General features: G+C 56.9%; 16 protein-coding genes and 1 tRNA gene. 2 read left to right on the top strand and 15 right to left on the bottom strand.

What is annotated here, in order from left to right:
- Positions 1–172: 172 nt before the first annotated feature.
- From BHW66_RS03245 to BHW66_RS03175, 15 genes are all read right to left on the bottom strand, one after another.
- The gene (locus BHW66_RS03245; RefSeq protein ID WP_286688903.1) at positions 173–1,735 is read right to left on the bottom strand and encodes a sodium:solute symporter; all 1,563 of its coding nucleotides are present in this window, start codon (positions 1,733–1,735) and stop codon (positions 173–175) included.
- 66 nt (positions 1,736–1,801) lie between these two features.
- Positions 1,802–3,409, bottom strand: a complete 1,608-nt coding sequence (locus BHW66_RS03240) for a CTP synthase (RefSeq protein WP_022198712.1) — start codon at positions 3,407–3,409, stop codon at positions 1,802–1,804.
- A gap of 10 nt (positions 3,410–3,419) precedes the next feature.
- Complete coding sequence (gene kdsB / locus BHW66_RS03235; protein ID WP_286688902.1) at positions 3,420–4,169, bottom strand: 3-deoxy-manno-octulosonate cytidylyltransferase; 750 nt, start codon at positions 4,167–4,169, stop codon at positions 3,420–3,422.
- 92 nt (positions 4,170–4,261) lie between these two features.
- Complete coding sequence (locus BHW66_RS03230; protein ID WP_286688901.1) at positions 4,262–5,809, bottom strand: O-antigen ligase family protein; 1,548 nt, start codon at positions 5,807–5,809, stop codon at positions 4,262–4,264.
- A gap of 52 nt (positions 5,810–5,861) precedes the next feature.
- Positions 5,862–5,937: transfer RNA gene (locus BHW66_RS03225), tRNA-Ala, on the bottom strand.
- Positions 5,938–6,231: 294 nt separating this feature from the next.
- The gene (locus BHW66_RS03220; RefSeq protein ID WP_022198709.1) at positions 6,232–7,305 is read right to left on the bottom strand and encodes a peptidylprolyl isomerase; all 1,074 of its coding nucleotides are present in this window, start codon (positions 7,303–7,305) and stop codon (positions 6,232–6,234) included.
- Positions 7,306–7,329: 24 nt separating this feature from the next.
- The gene (locus tag BHW66_RS03215; RefSeq protein WP_022198708.1) at positions 7,330–8,424 is read right to left on the bottom strand and encodes a type IV pilus twitching motility protein PilT; all 1,095 of its coding nucleotides are present in this window, start codon (positions 8,422–8,424) and stop codon (positions 7,330–7,332) included.
- Positions 8,425–8,449: 25 nt separating this feature from the next.
- Complete coding sequence (locus tag BHW66_RS03210; protein ID WP_012419224.1) at positions 8,450–9,532, bottom strand: type IV pilus twitching motility protein PilT; 1,083 nt, start codon at positions 9,530–9,532, stop codon at positions 8,450–8,452.
- Positions 9,533–9,914: 382 nt separating this feature from the next.
- A complete protein-coding gene (locus BHW66_RS03205) occupies positions 9,915–10,259 on the bottom strand; it encodes a hypothetical protein (RefSeq protein WP_022198706.1) in 345 nt (114 codons plus the stop codon).
- Entirely contained in the window at positions 10,259–10,705 is a 447-nt protein-coding gene (locus BHW66_RS03200; RefSeq protein WP_205576084.1) for a phage holin family protein, read from the bottom strand. The genes BHW66_RS03205 and BHW66_RS03200 overlap by 1 nt, the downstream gene beginning before the upstream one ends.
- A 70-nt stretch (positions 10,706–10,775) precedes the next feature.
- The gene (locus BHW66_RS03195) at positions 10,776–11,102 is read right to left on the bottom strand and encodes a DUF883 C-terminal domain-containing protein (RefSeq protein WP_012419221.1); all 327 of its coding nucleotides are present in this window, start codon (positions 11,100–11,102) and stop codon (positions 10,776–10,778) included.
- 143 nt (positions 11,103–11,245) lie between these two features.
- Positions 11,246–12,250: an MlaD family protein gene (locus BHW66_RS03190; RefSeq protein WP_102758770.1), complete on the bottom strand. Its 1,005-nt coding sequence runs from the start codon at positions 12,248–12,250 to the stop codon at positions 11,246–11,248.
- A gap of 18 nt (positions 12,251–12,268) precedes the next feature.
- Positions 12,269–13,087 carry an ATP-binding cassette domain-containing protein gene (locus BHW66_RS03185; protein ID WP_286688900.1) on the bottom strand — a complete coding sequence of 273 codons (819 nt, stop codon included), beginning with the start codon at positions 13,085–13,087 and terminating at the stop codon, positions 12,269–12,271.
- A gap of 15 nt (positions 13,088–13,102) precedes the next feature.
- A complete protein-coding gene (locus tag BHW66_RS03180; protein WP_012419218.1) occupies positions 13,103–13,903 on the bottom strand; it encodes an ABC transporter permease in 801 nt (266 codons plus the stop codon).
- A 75-nt stretch (positions 13,904–13,978) separates the two neighbouring features.
- Complete coding sequence (locus tag BHW66_RS03175; protein WP_046435924.1) at positions 13,979–15,385, bottom strand: hypothetical protein; 1,407 nt, start codon at positions 15,383–15,385, stop codon at positions 13,979–13,981.
- A 178-nt stretch (positions 15,386–15,563) separates the two neighbouring features.
- Here BHW66_RS03175 and BHW66_RS03170 point away from each other — a divergent pair, with 178 nt between their 5' ends.
- Positions 15,564–17,414, top strand: a complete 1,851-nt coding sequence (locus BHW66_RS03170) for an ABC transporter ATP-binding protein (protein WP_102758772.1) — start codon at positions 15,564–15,566, stop codon at positions 17,412–17,414.
- Positions 17,408–19,192 (top strand): ABC transporter ATP-binding protein, encoded by a 1,785-nt coding sequence (locus BHW66_RS03165; RefSeq protein WP_046435926.1) that lies wholly within the window; start codon positions 17,408–17,410, stop codon positions 19,190–19,192. Before BHW66_RS03170 ends, BHW66_RS03165 begins: the two co-directional genes overlap by 7 nt.
- Positions 19,193–19,260 lie beyond the last annotated feature (68 nt).

Here is a 19,260-nt window from a genome sequence, read left to right as displayed (position 1 = left end):
CTTTTGCGTCCGGTAGAAGGAGTTCCGGCGCACCCGTTGGACAGGGAGCGCCCTCCCTCAGGGATTTTTATCCCTTAATCCCCTATTTTTCGCTTGCACCTTTACTCCCATTGACGGGAGGTTTGAAGGGGAATGCGGAACATGGACGTGGCCGGGTAACGGCGTTCACCGTTCAGCGCATGGGAAGGCGGCGCTTTCTGAAACAGAATCCGACGGTAAAAGTAACCAGAGTTCCGATGGTAACGCGCCACGGAAATGCTATTTCCGGAACATATTGTTGCCAGCCGGAGGGCAGGGGGATGAGTTCCGTCAGTAAAGCGATGACAAAGAATCCTGCCGCCATGGCAATGACGTTTCCTGAGTCGCTGCCTCTGGTGCGGGTCAGCATTCCCAACAGGAAGATGCCAAGCAGGGAGCCATAGGTGTAGCCGAAAATGCCCAGGGCTATTTGGATGATGCGGACTTCCGGGTGATGCACCACATACCACGCTGTGATGGAACCCACGAGGATGAGCAGCAGGGAGAAACCGGCCGTTCCCCAGCGCACGCACCGGAGCAGCTGCCGTTCCGAGGCTTCCGGTTTGAATATCCCCTGGTACCAGTCCCTGGTGGCGGTAGTCGCCAGGGAGTTTAGAGCCGTGGAGAGGGAGCCCATGGCCGTCGCCAGCAGTCCGGCGATCAGCAGTCCGCGGATGCCGTTGGGAAGTTCATGGATGATGAAGTAGGGAAACACATGCAGCTGCGGCGTGTCTGCGGGGAGGTTTGCCGGGTTGTATTGGTAGAAGACATAGAGAAGAATGCCCGTGAAGAGGAAAATGATGACGATGGGGAAGTCCAGCAAGCCGGATACGATGACTGCACGCGTTCCCGCCTTGCTGTTTTTTGCCGCCAGCATGCGCTGCACCATGTCCTGGTCCGTGCCGTGCGTGGCCATGGTGATGAAGGTTGCTCCCAGGAAGGCTGCCCACACCGTGTATTCCTGGCTCAGCACGCGAGCGCATTGTTGGAGGAAGTCCAGGCCTTCTCCGGTTCCCCAGGAGAAGAATTTCCAATCGTCTCCACCATTCATGGCGGCGGAGATGGAGCTCCACCCTCCGGGGATATGGGAGAACAGTACCCACAGGGCGGAAAGCATGGAGACTCCCAGAACGACGGCCTGGAGGACGTCCGTCCAGACGACGGCTTTCAATCCGCCGATCGCGGTGTAAATGGTCGTGGCGACGGAGATGGCAACCAGGGCGGCAATGTAGAGCAGGACAATCTGGCTGGCGTCCGCCGTGGCGCCTGTCAGGAACTGGTAGGCAATGACCAGCAGAATGCCCGCGAAGTAGAGCCTGGTTCCGCTGGCGAGCACCCGGCTGACCAGAAAGACCATGGAGGCCGTCCGCCGCGTCAGGAGCCCGAATCTTTTTTCCAGGTATTCATAGATGGAAACGACCTTGTAGTCATAGTAGGGCTTGAGAAAGAGCCTGCCGACGATGATGCGGCCCAGGATGGTGCCGATGCAGAGCTGGGCGTACGTGAAGTTGCGGGTATGGTATCCTTCCCCGGGAGCTCCCAGGAAGGTGGCCGCGCTGATTTCCGCCGCCAGGATAGAGGCCAGAATAGCCCACCAGGGCAGGGAACGGTTGCCCAGGGCATAGTCTGTCAGGGAGTTTTGCCTTCGTCCCGCATAGATGCCTATGCAGAAGATAGCCAGAAAGTAGATGACGATGACGAAAAGGTCCGTGAGCATGCCTGGAAAGAGAAGGCCTTTTCCGGAATGGAAATTCCGGAAAAGGCCCCGGGCTTGATGAAGGGATCAAGAGTGGCTCTTGTGTTCCAGCGCGGCTGAAACCAGACCGGAAAAGAGCGGGTGGGCCCGGTTGGGAGCGGACTGGAATTCCGGATGGTACTGGCAGGCGATGAAGAAGGGATGTTCGGGAAGTTCCACGACTTCCACCAGTCCGTGTTCGTCATTGACGGCGCTGATGACCAGCCCTGCGTTTTCCAGTTCGTCGCGGTAGGCCGGGTTGAATTCGTACCGGTGGCGGTGGCGTTCCGTGACGCTGTCCTTGCCGTAAAGCTTGTGCGCCAGCGTTCCGGGCCGGATCAGGGCCTTGTAGGCGCCCAGGCGCATGGTGGCTCCCATGGCTTGGATGCCTTTTTGTTCTTCCTGGAGGCTGATGACTGGGTGGGTGGTTTTCTGGTCGAATTCCGTGGAGTTGGCGTCATCCATGCCGCAGATGTGGCGTGCGTACTCAATGACGGCCACCTGCATGCCCAGGCAAATGCCCAGGAACGGGATTCCTTTGGTGCGCGCGTATTCCACCGTCTGGATTTTTCCTTCAATGCCGCGGTCTCCAAAGCCGCCCGGCACCAGAATGCCGTCCACGGAGCCAATCATGGCCTCCGCGCCCTTTTCCTCAATTTCTTCCGCGTCTATCCGGAGAATTTCCACGCGGGCGTCATTTTCCGCACCGGCGTGAGTGAAGGATTCATAGATGGATTTGTAGGCGTCCTGGAGAGCGATGTATTTACCTACTACGGCAATCCTGATGGAGTGGCTGGGGCTGATGACCCTGCCGACGTAACGCTGCCAGTCCGCCAGATTGGGCGCCGGAACGTCCAGTCCCAGGCGCCTGGTGACAATGCGGTCTATTTTATCCTGGCTGAGATCCAGGGGGCATTCGTAGATGGTGTTTTTGACGTCGCGGAAGGCAATGACGTTTTTGGCTTCCACGTTGCAGAACATGGCGATTTTGCGGCGTTCGTCTTCACTCATGTCGTATTCCGTCCGGCAGATGATCACGTCCGGCTGGATGCCGATTTCCCGGAGCTTGGCGACGGATTGCTGGGTGGGCTTCGTTTTCATTTCCCCGGCGGCCTTGATATAGGGGAGCAGGGTGACGTGAATGAAGCAGACGTTGTCACGGCCCACTTCCAGGGCGAATTGGCGCAGGGCTTCCAGGAAAATGTGGCCTTCCATGTCCCCGACCGTGCCGCCGATTTCCGTGATGATGATGTCCACGTCTGATTTTTCCGTGACTTCATAGAGGCGGTTTTTGATTTCATCCGTGACATGCGGAATGTATTGAACCGTTTTTCCCAGATAGTCTCCCCGGCGTTCCTTCCGCAGCACGCTTTCAAAGACCTGTCCGGAAGTGAGGTTGTTTAGCCGGGAGAGGCTGCAATGGACGAAGCGTTCGTAATGGCCCAGGTCCAGGTCCGTTTCCGCTCCGTCGTTCAAGACGTACACTTCCCCGTGCTGGAACGGGCTCATCGTTCCGGGGTCCACATTCAGGTAGGGGTCGAATTTTTGAAGGGTTACCTTGAGTCCGCAGCGTTCCAGCAGCGTGCCGATGGATGCCGCCGCCAGTCCTTTGCCGAGAGAGGAGACAACACCGCCTGTGACGAAGATATATTTCATGATTTGCTTCCTAGTGTATGTTTAATAAGATTTGTTCCACCTGTTCCGCCTGTTCCGGCGTATCCACGCCCACACTGACGTGGTCCGTCAGGATGACCCTGATTCTGGCCCCGTTTTCCAGTGCGCGCAGTTGTTCCAGGGATTCCGTCTGTTCCAGGGGAGTCGGAGCCCAGCGCACATAGTTTTCAAGAAAGTCGCGGCGGTAGGCGTAAATACCCAGATGGCGCAAAGGCGGCGCTACGCGGGTGTGGCGGGCATAGGGAATGACGGAACGGGAGAAGTACAGGGCGTCTCCGTTACGGGCAAGGGCCACTTTGACAATGTTCGGGTTGTCCAGATCCTCCCGGGCGCTGATAGGGCAGGCGACGGTGGCCATGGAGAGGGCTTCGTCCGAGACCAGGGCTTCCGCCAGCCTGTCAATCAGGGCCGGGTCAATGAGAGGTTCGTCCCCCTGAATATTGACGACATGGGTGGCGGCAGGGAAGGAACGTACCGCTTCCGCCAGGCGGTCACTGCCGCTGGGATGGTCCGGAGAGGTCATGATGGCCCTGGCTCCAAAGGATACGGCGGCGTCAAAAATGCGCTGGTCGTCCGTGGCGATGGCGATGGCGTCCAGGCGGGAACAGCGGCAGACGCGTTCCCATACGTGCTGGACAAGAGGTTTTCCTGCAATGGGATGAAGGGGCTTGCCCGGAAATCTGGAGGAACCCCAGCGTGACGGAATGAGGCCGATGATATGATGGGAAGTATCTGCTGCCATGGGAAAAGGAACCGCCCCGAAAGGTAGCAACTCCCTTTGAATTAGTCCAGCCTCAAGCATAGGGGCCGCCTGTTTTTCCCGGGAAGGAACAGTCAGCCGGAAATGGATGCCGTTGCGGCGGCTTGCCGTTTTTCCTGCGTTTTCCGGATCATGAGCGGCATGTATTCCTTGCGGACATGAAGGGATACATAGAGGCCCTCCCTCTTGGCGCAGGAGTAGAGTACTTTGATGATGGCCAGGGATATGATGTCCATCGCAATGGTGATGCTTTCCCCAAAGATCAGGAAAAAGAAGATTGGTTTGGTGAAATAGACGGCGGAAACATACAGGATGCCGAGCTTGTATTGATGGTTGCGGTAAATTCTACTGACGATCCATGCGTAGGTCATGCCAACGACGGACAGGATAAGGTACAGGGAAATCCCTATGTAGCCGAGCATTTGAATCGTGGAAATGGGGCCGCTGTGCCATTGGCCGTTCCACGCAAAGGCGCTTTGGTCTTTGCTCAGGTTGTAGGCTTCTTCATACACATTGGCTTTCACGATGCTGATATCCCGTGAAAAGCCGTCTCCGAATATTTTGTCCTGAATAAAGTGTTCACGGTCATCCAGAGCCCAGCTCCACATTTCAAAGCGCCAGTTGATGGAGTCTTCGGCGTTTGCCTTGGCTTGCGCGCTGACGTCCAGGAAAGGAACGGCTGAGAGGGTGCGCTGGATGCCGAAAGGCAGAGAATGGAGCATGCCCGCAGAGGAGAGCAGCAAGAGCAATAGCACTCCGAGGACGGGAGCCAGAAGGCAGAAGAACCATCTTCTGTAAATTAGGGATATGGTGAAGAACAGGAACAGAACCTGGGCCATGGCGGAGCGAAATCCGCTTAACAGGATGCCAACGGTTCCAAGAAGAAGCAACGCCCCCCACCAGGGACGCTTGATCATCTGCCACACGGAGTAGTTGATGATGAGCAGCTGCATCACCAAGATAGAAATTCTGAGGAAGGAAGAGTTCCGGGAGTTTTCGGAGAGTGTGCCTGCGGAGCCCGCGCTCGCGGCAAGATCCGCCCCGGCGCTATCCGGAGAAAGGAGGCTCCGGGCGGTTAGGATAAGAGTAAAAACGATGGTCAGGAAAACAGCCCATTGAAGCACCTTGCCCAGTTCATGGCTGGTCGTTTTTAACGAGGACAGGCAGAGATAGGCCAGGAGGGCCTGGAGGAAAAGGATGTATCCCTTGCCTCCGTAGTAGTCTTCCAGCACATCCAGCCCCAGAGCGAAAGGGTGGCTCAGGAAGATGTAGCCCACATGCATGAACAGCACGAGGACGACAGCGTCCAGAAGGGGGGCGGAATTCCACGTCAAGCTTGAACGCCTGAGCATGGCGTTCCACAAGTAACAAGGAAGGGTTATTCCGTAAGCAAGGAGGGGAGCGTAATCCCTTAAGGAGGGGATGGGGAGGAAAAGAATGGGTATCAGTATCCACAGATACCACACTTTTCCCTTCATCAGGAATAAGGCGGCCAGGATAAAGGGGGAAACAGCCAGAACTATGGAAAGGGGATCACCGTCCGCCGACATGATGCCGCCTATGATGGCCAGAAGAATGGCAACGACTGAAACCAGTACAATTTTAAATAAGTTACCATTCATAGGGCTACCCGTTGTTCCCGAATAAAAAACAGTGGCGGGAAAGAGAGATGGATGGTGGAGTATAGGGGATTCGAACCCCTGACCTTCTCATTGCGAACGAGACGCTCTACCAACTGAGCTAATACCCCGTGGGAAATACCGGAAAGAATTTAGTTCATCCCGCGTTTGAAAGCAAGCGGAATTCGTCAGGAAAGGCAAATAAGAAGGAAGATGCCGCCTTTCCTCATTTCGTGCGGGTGTTTCCTGCCTGCCGGAAGCCGGCCGCAGGGAAGATGGCTATTTCCGGGAACGCCCGGCTTTTACGGGAAAGGAGGAACGCCCCGGTTCGGAAGCCGGAGGGCCTGCGGGAATGTTCAGGTGTAAAGGCAGCCGGGCCTGATGTTTCCGATTTTTGCGAAGGCCCGTTTGCCGGAATTGGAGCGTCAGCGGCCCTGCTTGTTTTTAATGCGGTTTCTGAGATGGGCATCTTCAAAAAGGCCGTCCATGTACAATCCCACGGCTTGAGCTTTTCTGAGGCTCCGGGCTGCATCCCTCAGGGCCGGAAGAGCTTCTTCATAGGATGGCGTTTTTCCTTTTTTGACAGGGGATGCTTCCACAAGGTGCCACCCCCACCGGCTTTTGAGAAGTACCGGCCTGTTGTCCGGAACGTCTGCCAACGCCAGACCCAGGGTTTCCTTGGCGCGGGCGGGGCTTATCCAGCCGAGTTCCCCGCCTGCGGGAGCGGAACGTTCGTCTTCACTGAATTCCCTGGCGAGCCGGGAGAAGGATTCCCCTGCCTTCAGCCGCTCCAGCAGCGTTTCCGCGGTTTGCCGGACCTGGGCTTCTTCCCTGTTCAAGGTAGCCAGGAAAATATGCCTGGTTTTCCGCAGGTCAGGAGAAGCGAGTTGATCCCGGATTAGATTGTAGTAGGTTTTCAGGTCTTCGCCGGACGGTTCCGCCGCCTGGGCGGTTGCCCGGTAGAGCTGTTCCGTCTGTTTGAGCCTGGCCGCTATTTTTTTTTGAAATTGTTCCTGCGTCAGTTTCTGGTCGTGCAGGGTTTTCAGGTATTGTTCCGTGTTTCCGTCAAAACGGGACCGGATTTGTTCCGCGGCGCGGGCCGCTTCCGCATTGCGGTTGGGCAGCTGGAGATCATTGACGCTGGTTTTCAGGCGCAGAAGGGAGGAGCTGATCAGGTCATACCTGGCCCGAGGAGACAGGTCGCCGGGGATGTCCAGTTCATGAGTAAGTTTGATCCCTCCGTCCATGTCCAGCACGGGAGGCTGGCGCAGTATTTTCAGTTCCGTAATCCTTCGGGAAAGCTGGTTGGCGGTGACGGGTTCTCCATATACTTCCGCTATCCGGGCGGAGCTGTCTCCTGGCGGCCCCGGCATCGGTTTCAGGTATGCGTCCATTCTGCCGGCCAGAAAGCCGTGCCAGACAAACAAGTCCCCCACCAGATAGAGCAGGAATGCTCCATAAATCACAAGCTTGAGCGTGAATTTTCCAGTGGGGGACATGGCGGGAGAAAAAGGGCAAAGAGTTTAGTTTCCGCCGCCGGAGTCTGCCAGGCGGGCGGATTCCGGAGGAAGGAAGTTGCGGAATCTCTTCTTTTCAATACACTTCATGTAGGCTTCTTCCGGGGAGACGATGCCCTGCTGGAGTTTCTGCCAGATGGCGTCATCCATGAATTGCATGCCCATGGCCTTGCCGCCGACAATGACGTCAGGAATTTTCTGCGTGGCGCCTTCACGGATGATGGCAGCCACGGCCGGCGTGGCAAAGAGGATTTCATTGACGGCCACGCGGCCCGGTTTGTCGCTGCGCTTCATCAGGAGCTGCGCTACGACGCCGCGGAGGGAGCCCGCAAGCATGGTGCGTACCTGGGATTGCTGGTCAGATGGGAATACGTCAATGATACGGTCAATGGTTTTGCTGGCGTTGTTCGTGTGCAGGGTGCCGAATACCAGAAGGCCGGTTTCAGCCGCCGTGAGCGCCAGGGAGATGGTTTCCAGGTCGCGCATTTCACCCACCAGCACGATGTCGGAGTCTTCACGAAGGGAGGCCCGGAGGCCGTCTGCGAAGGAAGGCGTCTGGAGAGGCACTTCTCTTTGGGTGACGATGGATTTTTTATTGGGATGGACGAATTCGATAGGTTCCTCCACGGTGATGATGTGCCGCGCCTGGTTGCTGTTGATGTAGTCGATGATGGCGGCCAGCGTGGTGGATTTACCGGAACCGGTGGGGCCCGTGACCAGCACAAGGCCGGATCTCATGTGGGCGAATTCCTTGACGACCGTAGGCACGCCCAGTTCTTCCAGCGTGGCTATTTTGGTGGGAATGAGACGGAAAACTGCCCCCAGGCCGTGCTGCTGCTTGAAATAGTTGCAGCGGAAACGGGATGTTTCATCCATTTCATAGGCAAAGTCCAGGTCCCCTTCTTCCAGATATTTCTGGAAGGCCTGGGGATCACATATTTCCGCAAGGAGGTTTTTGAATGCCTGGCCTTCCAGGTTTTCGTCGGAGATGGCGGAGATGGTCCCGTTGACGCGGATTTTAGGAGGCTGGCCTTCGCTGAGGTGAAGGTCGGAACCGCCCGCTTCTACGAGATATTTGAAGTATTGGTCGATGACAGCCATAACAGGAGTGTTTCAAAATTAAAGGTTACTTGATTCCCAGGAAGGATTTCATGATGGTTTTGTCTTCCGCGCGGAAGATGCAGTCTTCCGTGGTGATGAGGCCTGCCTGGTGCAGGGCCCGGAGCGAGTCGTCCATCAGGATCATGCCCTGGGCTTTCCCTGTCTGGATGCAGCCGGGAATCATGAATGTCTTGCCTTCACGGATGCAGTTGGCGATGGCGGGCGTATTAACCAGCATTTCAATGGCCAGAGCGCGGCCGTTGCCGTCTGCTCTGGGAACCAGCTGCTGGGAGATGATGCCGCGCAGGGATTCGCTGACCATGATGCGGATCTGGTCGCGTTGCTCCACCGGGAAGACGTCCAGCACGCGGTCCACCGTACGGGCTGCAGAGCCCGTATGAAGGGTGCCGAGCACCAGGTGGCCGGTTTCTGCGGCCGTGAGCGCCAGGGAGATGGTTTCCAGGTCGCGCATTTCACCCACCATGATAACGTCTGGGTCTTCACGGAGGGCGCCGCGGAGGGCGCGGGCGAAAGATTCCGTGTGTTTATGCACTTCACGCTGGTTGACGTGGCAGTTTTTGGAGGGAATCAGGTATTCGATGGGGTCTTCAAGCGTGATGATGTGGTCGTGGCGGTCCTGGTTGATGAAGTCCACGATGGAGGCCAGCGTGGTGGATTTACCGGAACCTACGGAACCCGTGACTAGAATGAGACCGTTGGTGTAGCGGGTGAGGGGCACCACGTATTCCGTCGGCAGGCCTATTTCCTCCATGGTGCGCACCCGCGTGTTGATGATGCGGAAGCAGATGTCATAACCCAGGCGCTGTTTAACCACGGATGCGCGGTAACGGCCAAAGTCATTGGCGTAGGCGAAGTCCACGTCCCCCCGTTGCTGAAGGCGGTTCCATTCCGGGTCTTCCAGAAAGCCCCTCGCCAGCACTTCCGTGTCCTGGGGCGTGAGATTGGGCGCTTCCTCCCAGATGGGGAGAAGCTGGCCGAACCGGCGCCAGGTGGGACGGCTGTTGACGGCAAGGTGGATATCGGAACAGTCGTAATCCTGTCCAAGTTTAAGATATCCGTCGACGTGGGGCAAAATGTATTCGCTCATGTTGTGAATGCAGCAAACTGATGAAGCTACATACTAACGAAAACAGAGCTTTTTTGACCAGCAAAAAATGTCTGGGAACCGATTTCCATGAAAGCGACTTTGCCCTGTTCCGCGACGGGTGAGGAATTTCGAGAGGGGAAGTTTTGCGGAAGATCTGCGGACGTTTGTTTCCGGGGAAGGAGAGGATGATGGAACAGGGGATTGGCGCGGTAGGCCGGCTTTTTACGCCAGGCATGATTTATTGTTCCCTGGAAGGCAGGAAGGATATGGGGCGGCTCGTCATTTAACGCCGCAGGAACATCCCCATTTTTTTACGGCTGCTGGGTTCCCGAACCTTTTTCAAGAAGCGGCAGAAAACCGCTGTATTGGCCTGAAAAGCCTGTTATTTGAACAGATTGAGGAATTTTTTGCCGGCCAGGCCGATCCCCATTTTTTTCAGGGAAGGGAAAGCCAGGGTAATCAGAATTTCAACGATGAAACGGAAGATGGAGGAATTAACCCAGCTTCCGGAAGTGCGCGGCTGCGGGGGAGGGGCCGGATTGCTTTTTTTCCCCGCAAACATGCGGATGAGAAGAACTCCTGCCACCGTTCCGACAATAGAGCCGATTACAGGCAGGGACATGGCCTTTTTTTTCAATTTACGGAAGTGGTCGGCCTGCTGATGCGTCTTTTGCACCAGGCTGTCCGCCTCATTGACGATGTCCAGCCGGGAGGAAGCTACCCGCATCAGGAGTGCGAGCTTTTCTTGAGAGCCATTTGCAGACATGATAAATCCGTTTTAAGTTCTTCCGCCGTCGCCGGAGCGATAGGCGTTACATGGGTTCGGCTGAAAAGGATGAACCCGGCTGCGGCGGCCAGGAGATGAAAGCCCGTGGTTACGGCAAGCCCGGCGATAATTCCCCAGAAATACGCCATGACCACAGTCAGAAGGCACCACAGAAATAGATAGCCGAAGAAGGCCATGAAGACGCCCATCAGGAGAAAGGCCGTTTTTTTGCCCAGCCTGTTGGACGCTTCCTTCAGTTCCAGTTTGAGCAGTGCGGCCAGGGCTTCCGCATGGGCCAGGGCTGCCGTCCCGGTTTCCCGGAGGGACCGGACCATGGCCATCCCTTCTTCCTTTTCCTCCACAAGGGGGGTGACGAAGGTTCGCTTGAGTTTGTCGATCAGTCCCATGGTTCGGTTTGAAAGGGGGAGGGAGGACGCCATGCGCATGGCACGCATGGCGCGGAATGAAGGGAGAGGGTTAACGACGGCGGATAAGCAGACCGATGAGAAGGCCCACGCCCATGGCAATCAGCACGGACTGGGTGGGCTTTTCCTTCACGTATTCTTCGCCTGCTTCGTGGAACTTCTTGGCCTTGTCACGGATGACTTCTCCCTTTTCCTGGGCGTAGTCGCAGATGGTGCTGGCCTGTTCCGTAGCCGCCTTGCGGATTTGGTTTACTTTAGCTGCGGCGAAGGCCCTGGCCTGTTGAAATCTGGTGACGGCAAGCTCGCGGGCGGAAGGGCAGGAGCAGGAAGTGTCGTTTGCTGCTGCGGTCGTTTCAAGTTCGGTTTGGTTGTCTTGCATGGTTGATTAGAGTATTAAGGGTTGGTTCCTGTTGAAAAACATGTCGACTTACATGTTTTCGCCTCTCACATTGGAAATTATTTAGCACGCTTCCCACTATTGGCAAGTGTGTAAAGCGGCTTCACCCGGAATTGTGCGGTCTCTCAGCGGCGGCTTCCTGAAAAACCGCCGCGGGGATCCGGTTTGACTTGGGGTTCGTTAGGATTCCGGTACCTCAGAATGCCGTAATCCCTCAGATTACGGATGAATTCCTGAGCGTTGGCCCGGAAGCGAGCATCGTACATAAGCAGCCCAAGAAAGCCCTGGTTTTTACGTGCATCAGCCGTGAAGGAGGAGATTTGTTCAGATGCTTTCCTCAGAGAGGCCAGCGTAGGGGGGATTGCCTTGACGGCGGGGTCCAGAGTGTTGAGTTTTTCTTCAGCTCCGGCAATGAGTTTGTGGGCATCCCGGACGGTGTCTTTCATGGCTGCGACCGAGGAACGTGTTTCTTCCATGAGACCGGGAAGTTGTTCTCCTGCCCGGTTTATTTGTGACAATACGCTGCCGAGGTGCTTGAGGTTTTCCTGATTCAGGACGCCCTCGTTGATCAGCCTGGTCGTCTGGGCCAGCCCTTTGGCCGCCTCTCCGATGTTGAGGATAGCGACGTCAATGTTATCCGAATTTTTTTCGATTTGCTTGAGGATTTTCAGGATTTCTTCTGTGGCGCCCACGGCATTGTTTTTGATTTTGCTGAAATCGCTTTCCGGCTGGCCGATGATGGTGGCATGGGGAGGGATGTATTCATGCGTGGGCTGGGCCGGAGGGACGATATCGATGTATTTGTCGCCCAAGATGTTCTGCATGTCCACCCGGAAGACGGACCCTTGCTGGATTTTCACGTCGCTCTGGATGCTGGCTTCCAGCATGACTTCATTGCCGGAAGGCAGGAGTTCAGGGGCTTTGGTGACTTTCCCCACCGTGACGCCGCCCAGACGGATCTGGGAGTCCTTGATGAGTCCCGCCGCATCTTTGAAAATGATGTTGATGGGGTAGGTTTGCTCTTTGGATGTTTTAATGTTGCCGAATCCCAGGATGACTCCGATAATCATCAGGATTCCGGCGATCAGAAAGAGGCCTACCCATGTTTCCGGTTTAAGTTTCTGTTTCATGGCTCTGTGGCAAGATGGTTATTGTTTGCGTTCCCGTTCCGCCCGTTCCAGCAGAACCCGTTGGAAATTTTCATTTTTGCCGGACAGGGCAGCCCAGTTTTCCCCGGAGTCCCCGTACAGGAACTTTTGCAGGATTTCGTCTTTGGAGTGCAGCAGTTCTTCCGGAGTTCCCGTCCAGTAAACCTCACCGTTTCTGAGATAGACGATTTTGTCCGCGATGCGGATCACGCTGGGCATGTCATGGGAGACAATGACGGTGGTGATGCCTTTGTCCTTGCAGATCCGCCGGATGAGGAAGCTGATGCTGTCCGTAACGATGGGGTCCAGGCCCGCGGTGGGCTCGTCATAGAGCAGGCATTCCGGAGTGGTAATGATTGCCCTGGCCACGGCGACGCGCTTGATCATGCCGCCGGAGAGGCTGGCCGGCATTTTTTCCTGCTGTCCCAGCAGTCCTACGGAATCCAAAGCGGCTGAGATACGGGTGTCCAGTTCGTTTTCATCCCTGATCCCCGCCTCCCGCAGGGGGAAGGCTACGTTTTCTCCCACGCTCAGGGAATCGAATAAGGCTCCCTGCTGGAACATGAATCCGATGTTGCTGCGGATTTGCTTTCTGATTTTTTCCGGCGCGCCGCTGATGCGCCTGCCGTCTATTTCCACATAGCCGTCCAAGGGGTCCATCAGGCCGTCCAGATGTTTCAGAATGACGCTTTTCCCGGCTCCGGAACCTCCTATTAAAGCCATCAGTTCTCCCTTGCCCACGTCAAAGCTTACGCCTTTCAGCACTTCCTGGGTGCCGAAGCTTTGTCTGAGCTGATGGACGCGGATGAATGGCTGCATGGCGGCGGGGAAAGGCTATCTCATGAATCCCATGGGGAAGAACGAGTTGAGGATCATGGTCAGGATAAAGTTGGCGATGAGCAGGGCCACGGAAGCGTACACCATGGCCTGCATGGTGGATTTGCCTACGCCCACGGCGCCGTTCGTGGTGTTCAGCCCCTCCCGGCAGGAGATGGTGGAAATGATGAGGCCGAAAGCAAGAGCCTTGACCAGGGCTACGATGATGTCCCCCATGGTGACGAATTTGCTCATGAAGTGCATCCAGTAGGCCTGGTCTACGTTAAAGGCGGTGACGCTGACGATGTACGCGGAGGCGATGCCCACCAGAACGGCTTCCATCATCAGGATGGGCATGGAAATAAGCATGGCCTGTATCCGCGGCTTCACCAGGTAGTCTACCGGATCCACATTCATGGATTTAAGGGCATCCACCTGTTCCGTGACTTTCATGGTGCCGATTTCCGCGGCCATGGCGGATCCGACGCGCCCTGCAAGCATCAGCCCGGTGATGACGGGCCCCAGTTCCCGGAACATGCCCACGGCGACGACGGCCCCGCCCATGGTTTCCATTCTCACCGTTTGAAGCTGGAATAGTGTCTGGGCTTCCAGCACCGCGCCGGTGAACGCGCCGGTGATGATGACCACCGGCTGGGATTGCACCCCGATTTTTGCAATTTGTTCCACAAGCACGCGCATCCGGAATTGGCCGGACCACATGCATGAAGCCACTTGATAAAGCAGCAATCCGATTGACCCCAACCGGTCAACCAGCCTTAAAGCGGCGCGGCCGATCATGGTTGCTACATGGAATTGCATGGCTTCTACTAATCACTTCTTCCTCTTCAAGAGCAAGCGCAATGTATGCCACGGGAGGAAAAGGGAGGTTTCGCGTCAGTCTGCCAACCGATGGATATAAGGCGTTTCCTGCGTTCCGGGGATGGAGCGCAGCATGAGGCGCGGCGGCAGTTTCAGGCGTGTCCATTCGGATGCGCGGGCCTGCCGCTGTAGACGACGGATTTCCCTTTCCGATTCCGGGAACCGATTCACCAGTTCCGTGGCGGATTCATGTTCCCGGTGCAGGCGGATGAGAAACCCGTCGCGCCTGGCGGCCTCCGGAGCGGGAGAAATAAAACCGGGGAACAGGTTTGCCAGTTCCGTTTCGTATAAATCCCCCAGCGGTATGAAATCCGCGGCTAAAGCGGCTGGAAGGAAGCGGGGCGCCGTCATGATATCCGTCCCCGTCAGAGAAGAGAGCAGCAGGGCGCCTTCTTCTTCCGCCCATTGGCGCATGAGCCACGCGATTGCAGCTTTTTCGTCCAGCCCTCCGGCTTTGGCAGGGAAAGAAACCGTCCGTACGCCAATGCCAGCCGTGCCGGCGAAGGCTTGGACTCTTTCCCGTGTCTCTTCCGGAATGCCGGGCAGGGAGGGGAGGAACCCCGTCACTTCCAGAGAGGGGCACGTTTCCTTCAATAGTTCCGCCAACAGGAGGGATGCGGAATTTTCCAGCAAATTCAGGCAGACGGCCCCGTACCCGCTTTTCAGAATGAAGTCTTCCATTCCTTTGCGGAGGGCGTGCCGGAGCTGTTGTTCCGGGGAGGGCAGGGGGGAGTCCGTTCCTGTGGGGGTTTCCGGTGAAATGACGGCGGAATCCCGTTCAAAAAGACGCAGCCGTTTGAGAAGATGTCCGTTGCCGGACCATACGGAAGATGCACCGGGCAGCAGAAACGGACCTTCTCCCCCGGCCAGGCGGGCCGTGAATACGGGCAGGCCTGTTTCCCGCGCCGTCAGGCAGGCTTTTTCTTCATCCTGTTCCAGCAATCCCTCATGCCATGCATTGGCAGGCGTGCGGAGCAGCAGGCATGTGGCGGAAACGTGCGGCGGAGGAATTTCTCCCCACGGGGCGACGGAAAAAACTGCCTCATCCTCCGTTCTCCGGATGCCAAAGACGGGAACGCGTTCTTTTCCATGCGGGGAGGGAGGGATAACGGCCTGCCGGGGAAAGGAAAGGCCGTTCCTCAACAGGTGGAATCTTATGCCTTCCGCGTCCGCCGCTCCCAGCAGCAGGGGGACGTCCGCTATTTCCCGTGCCAGATAGGCCAGGGCCGCCCGGTGCTGGGTCCGGAAGCCGCTGCGCAGAGCCAGTTCACCGGTATGCACGCCGCTGAGGGCCAGCGGCGGACAGAGGACGAGCTCCGCACCTGCGTCCAGGCAGGAACGGTACAGTTCCACGATGGTTCTGAGGTTTTTGGGAAAGTGGCCGGGAATGGTTTCCGGTTGGATGAATCCTGCTTTCAGCATGCGACGGAAAGGTAAACCATTACGGGGCGGCGGGCAAGCCGGGATGCCCGGAGGTCCGCCCGCCAGGCATTTACCCATGCAGTTTTTATCGCAAGGAGCTTGTCATTCACGGTCTTCATGATATGATCCCTGCCGATTGCGCGCCGTCCGTTCCCGGGCGCGGCCATCCGGAATACTTATGAGGAAACAGTCAACAGAGGGGCAGGAATCCTCCATCCAGCGCGCCAGGGCATTGTGGCGCGAGTATCTTCTTCCTTATAAGGGTACGCTGGTGTGGGCTGTGGTCGGAGGCATTGTGGCCGCTGTTTCCAGCGGTTTCGGCATTCCGGTGATTTTACAGGAGATGTTTCCCGTGATTTTTGACGGGAAACCGCTGCCTCCGTGGGCGGAACGGGTGCTCTTGTGGTATGTGAGCCCGGAAAACCTGCCCCTGGTGACGGTGTGGGCCACGGCGGCCATGCTCCCGCTGGTGGTGGTGGTGCGCGGCCTGTCTTCTTTTGTCAATGTCTATTTGCTTTCCAAAATAGGGCTGGGAGTGCTGGAGACATTGCGGCTCAAGGTGTACAGAAAGTATCAGGATTTGTCCCTGGCTTTTCACGACCGGCAGCAGAAGGGAGACCTGCTGAGCCGCCTGATGCAGGATACCCAGTTTCTCCAGGGCGGCCTGGTGCAGATTGCCAATGACCTTATTATCCAGCCCCTGACTCTTTTGGCCGCGTTAGGGTTTCTGATTTACAGGGCCTCCGTCAGCGAGCAGTTTCTTATTCTGCTGGCGAATATGCTCCTGGTAGGCGTTTGCGTGATTCCCATCCGGTACATCGGCAGAAAAATGCTTGCGCGCGCCCGGGTAGTGCAGTCCAGCCAGGGGGACCTTTCCTCCACGCTCCAGGAGAATTTTTCTTCCCAGCGGGATATCCGGGCCTTTGAACTGGAACAGCAGCAGATAAGGCTGTTCAGGGACAGGATCCGCCGTTACATCCAGGCATCCATCGGCGCGGTCAGGTGGCAGAGCCTGCTGACCCCTTTGATTGAGTTCGTCAGCGCCATAGCCATGGCCGCCACCCTGCTGGTTGGCAACATGAACGGCATGAACATGGGGGATTTTGCCGCGCTGGCTACGGCCATGTATCTTTGCTATGAGCCGGTCAAAAAGCTGGGGGCCGTCCATAACAAGGCGGAAACCCTTAATGCCGGTCTGGAACGCATCAACCACGTGCTGAATGCTCCTGATGACGTTCCCGAACCGGAAAACCCAAGGAGCCCGGCGGCATGGAAGGGGGAAGTGGAGTTCCGCAACGTTTGCTTCGGTTACCAGCAGGACTCTCCTGTCATGAGGAACATTGATCTCCGCATTCCGTCCGGGCAGGTGGTGGCCCTAGTCGGTCCCAGCGGAGCGGGGAAGACGACTTTCATTAATTTGCTGTGCCGTTTTTATGATGTCCTTTCCGGCAGCGTGAAGGTGGACGGCATCGACGTGAGGGAGATGAGTAAAAAGGAACTTCTTTCCCACATAGCGCTGGTTTCCCAGTATCCCGTTCTGTTCCGCGGCTCCGTAGCGGACAATATACGCATCGGCCGTCCAGACGCTTCCGACGCGGAGGTGGAGGAAGCCGGCCGCATGTCCGCTGTGGACAGTTTTATCAATGAGACGGGGGAAGGGTATTCCCGCATGATCGGGGAAATGGGGGAGGGCCTTTCCGGCGGCCAGCGGCAGCGCGTTTCCCTGGCGAGGGCCTTTTTGAAAAACGCTCCCATCCTGGTGCTGGATGAGGCCACGGCTTCCCTGGATATGAAGAGCGAGGAGCAGATTCAGAAGGAGATTGAGAGGCTGGCTTCCGGCCGCACGACGTTCATTATTGCCCACCGTTTCAGCACCATCCGGATGGCGGACCGCATTTTGGTGCTGGAGAAAGGCCGTGTGGTTGCGGACGGCACGCATGAGGAGCTGATGGCTTCTTCTCCCCTGTACCGGGAACTTTACAATAAGCAGCAGATGGTTGCGGAGGAGGAAGGAGGCGCTCCATGTTAAGCCAGTTTTTTGAATATGCGCGGTATTTGAAGCCCGTGATGAAGCTGTTCATCGCCGCTCTGGCTGCCGGGGCTCTGGCTGCCGCCGCCAGCGGTTTCGGCTTTCCGCTGATGATTGCCAAAGTATTTCCGGTGGTGTTTGACAATACACAGATTCCCCCGGAGCTTCAGGACATGATCGCCCGGCTGGTGGCCCCGGAACACATGCACCTGGCGGTGCTGCTGGCCGTATGTTCCCTGCTGCCTCTGGTCTTCGCCGTCCGTGGCATAGGCACGTTCTTCAACGTGTACTGGATCAGCATCGTCAGCATGAAAGTGCTGGAGGCAATCAGGCTGGACGCCTTTTCCAAATTGCAGACGCTGCCCCTTTCCTTCATTGACCGCCAGAAACGGGGGGACCTGATCAGCCGCCTAATTAATGACGCCGCCAACGTGCAGGGGGGGCTGGTGGTAGCGGCCAATGACATCATCAAGCAGCCCCTGACTCTGCTGACCGCCCTTGCCTTCCTGGTGTACAAGGTATTTGTTGATCCGAATACGGCAGTGGTCCTGATGAATCTGGGGCTGATTGCGCTGGCCATATGGCCCATCCGCTTTTTCGGCCGCCGCGTGATGAAGAAGTCCAAACAGGCTCAGGACGAACTGGGCAATATTACGGCCGCAGCCCAGGAAAATTTAGCCTCCCAGCGTGAAATCCGTTCCTACGGAATGCAGGAACAGCAGGTAAATCTTTTCCTGGGGCTGATTCAGCGTTTTTTCAAAATCAATCTCAGAACGGTGAAGTACAGGCACTTCCTGGTTCCCGTGCTGGAAATGGTGACGGCGCTGGGTCTGGGCGTTTTGCTGGTAAGGGGGCATGAAATGGGCATCACCAAAGCTGATTTTACTGCTTTGGCTGCCGCCCTGTTCATGTGTTACGACCCTCTCAAACGGCTGGGTGTGACGCTTACCAATTTGAAGAGCGCTTACGCTTCCCTGGAACGCATCAATTACCTCCTGAAAGAACCGGATACCATGCCGGAGGCCGCTGACCCCGTTCCTATGGGACGCGCCGCCGGCCGCCTGGATTATGACGGCATTTCCTTTTCCTATGACGGCGCCCGCAAGGTGCTGGACGGCATCAACGTGCATATCCGCCCCGGGGAAGTAGTGGGGCTGGTAGGGCCCAGCGGCGCCGGAAAGACGACATTTGCCAGCCTCCTTCCCAGGTTTTATGACGTTAGTTCCGGAGCCCTGCGCGTGGATGGCGTGGATGTGAGGGACGCTTCCCTGCATGATGTGCGCAAGAATATCGCCTTCGTCTCCCAGCACCCCGTCCTGTTCCACGGCACCATTATGGAAAATATCCGTTTGGGACGTCAGGACGCTACGGATGATGAGGTGGTGGCCGCGGCGCGCGCCGCGGCTGCGGACGGTTTCATCATGGGCATGCCGGACGGCTATCAAACCATGCTTGGCGACGGAGGCAGCGGATTGTCCGGCGGCCAGCGGCAGCGTGTAGCGATTGCCCGCGCTTTCCTGAAGGATGCTCCCATCCTGATTCTGGATGAAGCCACCGCGTCCCTGGATGCGGAAAGCGAGGCTCTGATCCAGCAGGAACTGGACCGGCTGGTGGAGGGAAGGACGGCGCTTATTGTGGCCCACCGTTTCAGTTCCATCCGCGTGGCGACGCGCATTCTGGTGTTTGAGGGCGGGCGCATCGTCGGGGACGGTTCCCATGCAGAGCTTTATGCCTCTTGCCCGTTGTACCGGGAGTTGTATGACCGCCAGTCCCTTTAAATACCCTTTAAATAACAAGGGGACGGGGAGGAAAGCATTTCCCGCGCCCGCACCGGGATGAATATGGC

The organism is Akkermansia sp. 54_46, from assembly GCF_001917295.1.
GTDB classification, from domain to species: domain Bacteria; phylum Verrucomicrobiota; class Verrucomicrobiia; order Verrucomicrobiales; family Akkermansiaceae; genus Akkermansia; species Akkermansia muciniphila.
The sequence above is the reverse complement of the archived record's forward strand: the minus strand, read 5'-3'. Positions and strand labels throughout refer to the sequence as shown.

Coding starts and splice junctions, on each gene's coding strand:
- BHW66_RS03245 (WP_286688903.1), bottom strand. CDS start 1,735: ATGCTCACGGACCTTTTCGTCATCGTCATCTACTTTCTGGCTATCTTC.
- BHW66_RS03240 (WP_022198712.1), bottom strand. CDS start 3,409: ATGAAATATATCTTCGTCACAGGCGGTGTTGTCTCCTCTCTCGGCAAA.
- kdsB (WP_286688902.1), bottom strand. CDS start 4,169: ATGGCAGCAGATACTTCCCATCATATCATCGGCCTCATTCCGTCACGC.
- BHW66_RS03230 (WP_286688901.1), bottom strand. CDS start 5,809: ATGAATGGTAACTTATTTAAAATTGTACTGGTTTCAGTCGTTGCCATT.
- BHW66_RS03220 (WP_022198709.1), bottom strand. CDS start 7,305: ATGTCCCCCACTGGAAAATTCACGCTCAAGCTTGTGATTTATGGAGCA.
- BHW66_RS03215 (WP_022198708.1), bottom strand. CDS start 8,424: ATGGCTGTCATCGACCAATACTTCAAATATCTCGTAGAAGCGGGCGGT.
- BHW66_RS03210 (WP_012419224.1), bottom strand. CDS start 9,532: ATGAGCGAATACATTTTGCCCCACGTCGACGGATATCTTAAACTTGGA.
- BHW66_RS03205 (WP_022198706.1), bottom strand. CDS start 10,259: ATGCGGGTAGCTTCCTCCCGGCTGGACATCGTCAATGAGGCGGACAGC.
- BHW66_RS03200 (WP_205576084.1), bottom strand. CDS start 10,705: ATGGGACTGATCGACAAACTCAAGCGAACCTTCGTCACCCCCCTTGTG.
- BHW66_RS03195 (WP_012419221.1), bottom strand. CDS start 11,102: ATGCAAGACAACCAAACCGAACTTGAAACGACCGCAGCAGCAAACGAC.
- BHW66_RS03190 (WP_102758770.1), bottom strand. CDS start 12,250: ATGAAACAGAAACTTAAACCGGAAACATGGGTAGGCCTCTTTCTGATC.
- BHW66_RS03185 (WP_286688900.1), bottom strand. CDS start 13,087: ATGCAGCCATTCATCCGCGTCCATCAGCTCAGACAAAGCTTCGGCACC.
- BHW66_RS03180 (WP_012419218.1), bottom strand. CDS start 13,903: ATGCAATTCCATGTAGCAACCATGATCGGCCGCGCCGCTTTAAGGCTG.
- BHW66_RS03175 (WP_046435924.1), bottom strand. CDS start 15,385: ATGCTGAAAGCAGGATTCATCCAACCGGAAACCATTCCCGGCCACTTT.
- BHW66_RS03170 (WP_102758772.1), top strand. CDS start 15,564: ATGAGGAAACAGTCAACAGAGGGGCAGGAATCCTCCATCCAGCGCGCC.
- BHW66_RS03165 (WP_046435926.1), top strand. CDS start 17,408: ATGTTAAGCCAGTTTTTTGAATATGCGCGGTATTTGAAGCCCGTGATG.